This is a genomic window from Campylobacter concisus (genome assembly GCF_902460595.1).
In the GTDB taxonomy this organism is placed as follows: domain Bacteria; phylum Campylobacterota; class Campylobacteria; order Campylobacterales; family Campylobacteraceae; genus Campylobacter_A; species Campylobacter_A concisus_BL.
The window spans coordinates 790,305-796,593 of sequence record NZ_CABPVA010000001.1; the positions used below are offsets into that span (position 1 = coordinate 790,305).

The 6,289-nt window shown below is 40.4% G+C and carries 6 protein-coding genes and 1 pseudogene; all 7 read left to right on the forward strand.

What is annotated here, in order from left to right:
• The first annotated feature begins 30 nt into the window (after positions 1–30).
• On the forward strand, positions 31–630 hold the full coding sequence (locus F3G86_RS03860; protein WP_149723042.1) for a peroxiredoxin: 600 nt from the start codon (positions 31–33) through the stop codon (positions 628–630).
• 122 nt (positions 631–752) lie between these two features.
• On the forward strand, positions 753–1,835 hold the full coding sequence (locus F3G86_RS03865) for a PilZ domain-containing protein (RefSeq protein ID WP_103567624.1): 1,083 nt from the start codon (positions 753–755) through the stop codon (positions 1,833–1,835).
• An 8-nt stretch (positions 1,836–1,843) separates the two neighbouring features.
• Complete coding sequence (locus tag F3G86_RS03870) at positions 1,844–4,132, forward strand: ATP-binding protein (RefSeq protein WP_149723043.1); 2,289 nt, start codon at positions 1,844–1,846, stop codon at positions 4,130–4,132.
• A gap of 59 nt (positions 4,133–4,191) precedes the next feature.
• A complete protein-coding gene (gene plsY, locus F3G86_RS03875) occupies positions 4,192–4,803 on the forward strand; it encodes a glycerol-3-phosphate 1-O-acyltransferase PlsY (RefSeq protein WP_087582715.1) in 612 nt (203 codons plus the stop codon).
• Entirely contained in the window at positions 4,800–5,126 is a 327-nt protein-coding gene (locus F3G86_RS03880; RefSeq protein ID WP_103568336.1) for a dihydroneopterin aldolase, read from the forward strand. Before plsY ends, F3G86_RS03880 begins: the two co-directional genes overlap by 4 nt.
• A gap of 76 nt (positions 5,127–5,202) precedes the next feature.
• Entirely contained in the window at positions 5,203–5,874 is a 672-nt protein-coding gene (gene hsrA, locus F3G86_RS03885) for a homeostatic response regulator transcription factor HsrA (protein WP_002942555.1), read from the forward strand.
• A gap of 35 nt (positions 5,875–5,909) precedes the next feature.
• A pseudogene (locus F3G86_RS10725) lies at positions 5,910–6,289 on the forward strand (two-component sensor histidine kinase); the annotation flags it as partial.

The window sequence follows — 6,289 nt, forward strand, 5'->3', positions numbered from 1 at the left end:
ATCAATAAAATTTATTATTAAGGAGAAAAAATGTTAGTAACAAAAAAAGCACCTGACTTTACAGCTGCAGCAGTTTTAGGAAACAATCAAATTGTAAATGATTTCAACCTTTACAAAAACATCGGCGAAAAGGGCGCTGTTGTGTTCTTCTACCCAATGGACTTTACATTTGTTTGCCCAAGCGAGATCATCGCGTTTGATAAAAGATACGACGAGTTCAAGTCACGCGGTATCGAAGTTATCGCAGTCTCTTGCGACAACCAGTTCTCACACTTTGCATGGAAAGAGACTCCAGTAAATAAAGGCGGTATCGGCAAAGTTCGCTTCCCAATCGTAGCTGACATGACAAAATCAATCGCTCGTGGCTTTGACGTACTTCTAGAAGACGCTGGCGTAGCACTTCGCGGTTCATTCCTACTTGACAAAGATGGCACAGTTCGCCACGCAGTTATAAATGACCTACCACTTGGCAGAAACATCGACGAGATGATCAGAATGGTAGATACTATGCTATTTACAAATGAGCACGGCGAAGTTTGCCCAGCTGGCTGGCACAAAGGTGACTCTGGTATGAAACCAAGCACTGAAGGTGTTGCTGACTACCTTTCACGCAACGAAAGCAAACTATAATTATTCAAATTTCTAGGCAGCTTTGCCTAGAAATTTCCTCTCTACACAAATTTAAATATTTTTTTAATATAACTTTATATATGATAGCAATGTTTTAATAAATAACCTTTTTTGGAGACCCCATGGAGTTTAAGGGCAGGCAAGAACTTGTCGAAAATTGCGAGGATTGCATACTTGGTTTAAGAGCTAAATTTATAGATGAGGGCATCAAATTTTGCAGACAATTAACCCTTGTGGTGCCACACGAGCAGATGAAAATTTGCCTTGAGAGCATCTTTGACGCGCTACTCATCCAAAAACCAAATGCCACACAAATTCGCGACGACTTAAACAGCCTAATACCAAAACTAAACGCAAAAGACGAGCTGATAAATTTCTTGCTCTTAAATTTGACACTAAATTTTAGTCACGCCTGCGACGATGCAGTCTATGTGGGCTACTTTGTAAATGCCGTCTCAAGGTTGAAAGAAATTTTATATAACGCCGAAAATCATCAAGAGACCACAGTAAAAGAGATGATCGATACTGGCTCATTTTTCTACGAAGATCCGATCAACACATTTACACGCATGAAAAACGCCAAGGTCCGCCCTGAATTTTTAAATTTATACGACGGACTAAATATAAAATACGAAGCCGAAATTTTAGAGGTTAAAGAAGATAGCGTCGTTTTTCGCGTAGATATGATGCAAATTTTAGCCATGAAGCAAGATGGCAAGGGCTTCATCCTACCAAATAGCTTCTTCTCAAAGCAACTTCGCGCCGACATCATTGACTACAATATCGCCGATAAAAGCGTCACTCTTTCAAATTTCTCGCGCACAGCGACCATGCACGCAAACAAGAGAAAATTCCAGCGCGTCTTACCAAACCGCTTTACCAAAATTTCTCTAAAAGGAGAGCAAGGCGAGCTTGTTGGCAGCCTTTACGACATCTCAGAGGGCGGCATAAGTATATTGAGCTCACAAGCTACAAATTTTAAAGACGGCGAAGAGTTAGAGGCAAATTTTGACATCTTGCTCTCACCAGATGAAGTAAAAAACGTCTCCTTAAAGCTAAAGCTAGTTACTGAGCTAGCATACAAGGGCTACATCAGATACTGCATGCAGCTAGTTGATGATGATAAAACTATAAAAGACTTCACGCAAAAGCGCGTCAAAGAGACGCTTGACGAGCTTCGCTCACGCATAAATTTATACGAATAAGGCAATTAGTGAAAACCATACAAGAGAATTTAAAACTTTTTTACATCGGACTAAAAGATAAAGAGCCATTTTTTTATAAAAATAAGGACCTAACCACTCACGCAGCCATCATCGGCATGACTGGTAGCGGCAAAACAGGCCTTGGTATCACGCTTTTAGAAGAAGCCTGCATAGACAACATCCCATCTATCATTATCGACCCAAAGGGCGACATCACAAATTTAGCCCTCACTTTTCCGCAGATGAGAGCGGAGGATTTTTTACCTTATGTCGATGAAGCAGAGGCTGCAAATAAAGGTCAAAGCGTAGAGGAATTTGCCGCCGCTCAGGCTGAGCAGTGGAAAAACGGCATAGAGTCTAGTTTTCAAGACCTCGAGCGCGTAAAAATTTTAAAAGATAGCGCTAGCTTTAACATCTACACGCCAAAAAGCTCAGCTGGTATAGGCGTGGCGCTACTTAGCGACTTTGCTTGCCCAAATATCAATGACGAAGAAATTTTTAGCAACTATATAAACTCACTTGCAGCGTCAGTGCTATCGCTTATTGGCATGAGTTCTGAGGATATGAGCTCAAAAGAGCAGCTGCTTATCTCAACCATTTTTGAGAGCAAATTTAAAGAGCAAAAAGACGTCAGCATCGAAGAGCTCATAAATTTCATAGCAAATCCGCCATTTAAAAAGATAGGCGTTTTTGACGTAGACACCTTTTATCCAAGCAGTGAGCGCCTAAAGCTTGCCATGAAGATAAACGCACTCATCGCAAGCCCAAGCTTTAAAGGCTGGACGCAGGGCGTTAGACTAGAAATTTCAAAGATGCTTTTTGACGAAAAGGGCAAAGCAAAGTGCAATATCTTTACGATCTCACACCTAAATGACGCTGAGAGGATGTTTTTTGTCACCCTTTTACTAAACGAGATCATCGCGTGGATGCGCGGCACAGAGGGCACTAGCTCACTTAGAGCGATCCTATATATGGATGAAATTTTTGGCTTCTTCCCGCCAAATGCGAATCCGCCGTCAAAAATGCCTATGCTCACTCTCTTAAAACAAGCTCGTGCATTTGGTCTTGGCTGCGTCTTAAGCACGCAAAACCCAGTCGATCTTGACTACAAGGGCCTTAGCAATATCGGCACTTGGTTCATCGGCCGCCTCCAAACAGCGCAGGACAAAGCCCGCGTGATCGACGGCCTAAGCGGCATCGCAGGCTCAAGCTTAGATAAAGCCTCACTTGAAAATCTCATATCAAATTTAGCCAAAAGAAATTTCTTGCTCAAAAATATAAACGAGGACGGCTTAAGCGTCATCTCCACGCGCTGGGCACTTAGCTATCTAAAAGGCCCGCTAAGCCGCGAGCAAATTTCAAATTTGATGAAAGATAAAAAAGAAAATTTAAGAAGCCAAAGTGTAGATAAAAGCGAGATGAAATTTAGCGCAAAACCTATCATCTCAAGTGCGATCACACAGCTCTACACCAACTCAAAAAGCCTCACACCAAATTTACTTGCAAGCGCAAAGGTGAGAATTTATGATGCTAAAAAGGGCATAGATAGCATTTGCGAGGTGAGCTACCTTTATGAGCTTAGCGAAAACGACAAAGAGCCAAACTGGAGCGAGGCTAGCGAAGGCATGCGCGTTGATGCAAGCGAAAATGAGCCAAGCGGTGCAAGCTTTGCAGCTGTGCCAAATTTCGTAACGAGCGCTAAAAATTTTGACGCTTTAGAGAAAGAGTTTAAAGAGTTTTTATATAGAAATTTCAAATTTAACACCTTTGAGGCGATGGGAATTTACTCAAAAGAAAACGAGTCAAAAGAGGAGTTTTTCATAAGGCTTCAGGATAAGTGCAACGAAATTTTAGAGGAGCAAACCGCAAAACTCACGGCTAAATTTGAAAAAGAGCAAAAGAGCTTGCAAGATAAGCTAAACAAAGCCCTTGCAAAGCTTGATAAAGAGCAAAAAGATATGACAGCAAGCGGCCTTGACGCAGCTATAAATATAGGCGCAAGCATATTTGGAGCGATATTTGGCAACAAGCTCTTATCTCGCCAAAATGCTGGTAAGATCGCATCAAGTGCAAGAAGTGCAAACAAGGTCTTAAAAGAGCGAAGCGACGTCAAGCTTAGCGAGCAAAGCGTAAATGATATAAATTTGGCCATAAGCGAGCTTGAAGAGAAATTTGCACAAGAGTGCGACGCGCTAAAAGAGGCAAATGATGTTAAAAACATCACGATAAATGAAACGCAAATTTCGCCAAAGAAAAGCGACATCTACGACGAAAAAGTCGTTCTTTTGTGGAGATGATTTATAAAAAAATTAGTATTTTTTTAATATCATTTCTCTTTAAATTCAAAAGGTAAAATATGCAAAATTTAATACTTTATGCCGTTAGCTACCTGCTTGGTAGCATCCCATCAGGGCTCATACTAGCAAAAATTTTTGGACATGTTGATATAAAAAAAGAGGGCAGCAAAAGCATAGGTGCGACAAATGTTTTAAGGGTTTTAAAACAAACTAACCCAAAACTCGCCAAAAAACTAGCCATTTTAACCGTAGTTTGTGACGTGTTAAAGGGCGTTTTGCCACTCATCGTAGCCTCTTCTCTTGGAGCTAGCCAAAGCGTGCTTTGGACGATGGCGGTTTTAAGTGTTGCGGGGCATTGTTTTTCTATATTTTTGGGCTTTCAAGGCGGCAAAGGCGTGGCAACCGGAGCTGGCGTGCTCGCATTTTTCTTACCAGTTGAAATCATCATCGCTCTTGTCGTTTGGTTTTTGGTCGGTAAATTTTTAAAGATAAGCTCTCTAGCCTCGCTATGCGCGCTGATAGCTCTCATTGCATCAAGCTTTATCATCCACCCAGAGCTTGACGAAATTTACACTCACGCACCGATACTTATCATTGCATTTTTGGTGGTTTATAAGCACATACCAAATATCGTTCGCCTGCTTTCAGGCAAGGAGCAAAAAGTCGTATGAAAAGTGAAATAACAACGATCATTAAGGATTATAAATTTCAAACCGTTATCGGGATGTTTGACTTTGAGCGAGTTGCAAAGCAAGAGGTAAAAGTAAGCTTAGAATTTCGCTCGACCAGCTTGATTGATTATGTTTTAGTGGCGGATTTTATAAAAGACTTTTACAATGAGATGAAATTTCAAAGCGTAGAAGAGTCGCTAGAAGCAACCTGCAAAGCGCTAAAAGAGAGGTTTAGCTCGCTTACTAGCTTAGATATGGAGATTTTAAAAACCGAGATTTTACCAAATGCAATCGTCGGTGCAAAAATCAGCACTGTTTTTTAAAAATTTATTAAAGTATCTTGAAATATTTCTTAATTTATGATACAATCGACCATAAATTTTAGTTTAAGGAAAAGAAATGCGTATTTTAATAGTAGAAGACGAAGTAACGCTAAATAAGACGATTGCTGAGGGGTTGCAAGAGTTTGGTTATCAGACAGATAGCTCTGAAAATTTCAAAGACGCTGAGTACTACATCGGCATCAGAAACTACGACTTAGTTTTAACTGACTGGATGCTTCAAGATGGTGACGGCGTCGATCTTATAAACATCATAAAACATAAATCTCCACGCACTTCAGTTGTAGTTCTTTCTGCAAAAGACGACAAAGAGAGCGAGATAAAAGCACTTAGAGCTGGCGCTGATGACTACATTAAAAAACCATTTGATTTTGACATTTTAGTAGCTAGACTAGAAGCTAGACTACGCTTTGGTGGCACAAATATCATCAAGATAGACGAGCTTATCATCAACCCTGACGAAGAGAAGATCACATATCTTGGCCGCGACATCGAGCTAAAAGGTAAGCCATTTGAGGTGCTTACTCACCTTGCAAGACACTCAGATCAAATCGTATCTAAAGAGCAACTACTTGACGCTATCTGGGAAGAGCCAGAGCTCGTAACTCCAAACGTTATCGAGGTTGCTATCAATCAAATCCGCCAAAAAATGGACAAACCGCTAAATATTTCGACAATAGAAACTGTTAGAAGACGCGGATATAGATTTTGCTTTCCCAAAAAAGCTTAAGAAATAGATTTATACTGCAATTAGCATCTGGTGCGATGATGCTAATTGCCGTTGTTTCGGTGATGCTCTATCACTACATAAGAGTTACCGTTTTTCAAAGCGTAGTTAGTGAGCTAAACCAGCAAGCCACAGCTTACAAAAACAATCCACAAAATTTCAATCCTAACAATCTAAAAACTTTTACTATAGAAATCCCAAACAAAACTCTAGCCACCGTAAAAGCGGGCGAGCTTAAAGGCGAAAAGCCCTACCTTGTGATGCAAAAGATAAAAGATAAGAGCATAACCACTCTAACAACAAGGCTAGATGAGAGTAGCTACTTAGTCCTAGAAAAAGAGACGATGCTTCAAAGCCAGATAGTCGAAGAAATTTTTATAGATATTATAATTGTAAATGTCACAGCGATACTTTTGGT

What these genes read in the sequence shown, in the direction of transcription:
- F3G86_RS03865 (WP_103567624.1), top strand. Translation starts at nt 753, where the DNA reads ATGGAGTTTAAGGGCAGGCAAGAACTTGTCGAAAATTGCGAGGATTGC.
- plsY (WP_087582715.1), top strand. Translation starts at nt 4,192, where the DNA reads ATGCAAAATTTAATACTTTATGCCGTTAGCTACCTGCTTGGTAGCATC.
- hsrA (WP_002942555.1), top strand. Translation starts at nt 5,203, where the DNA reads ATGCGTATTTTAATAGTAGAAGACGAAGTAACGCTAAATAAGACGATT.
- F3G86_RS03880 (WP_103568336.1), top strand. Translation starts at nt 4,800, where the DNA reads ATGAAAAGTGAAATAACAACGATCATTAAGGATTATAAATTTCAAACC.
- F3G86_RS03860 (WP_149723042.1), top strand. Translation starts at nt 31, where the DNA reads ATGTTAGTAACAAAAAAAGCACCTGACTTTACAGCTGCAGCAGTTTTA.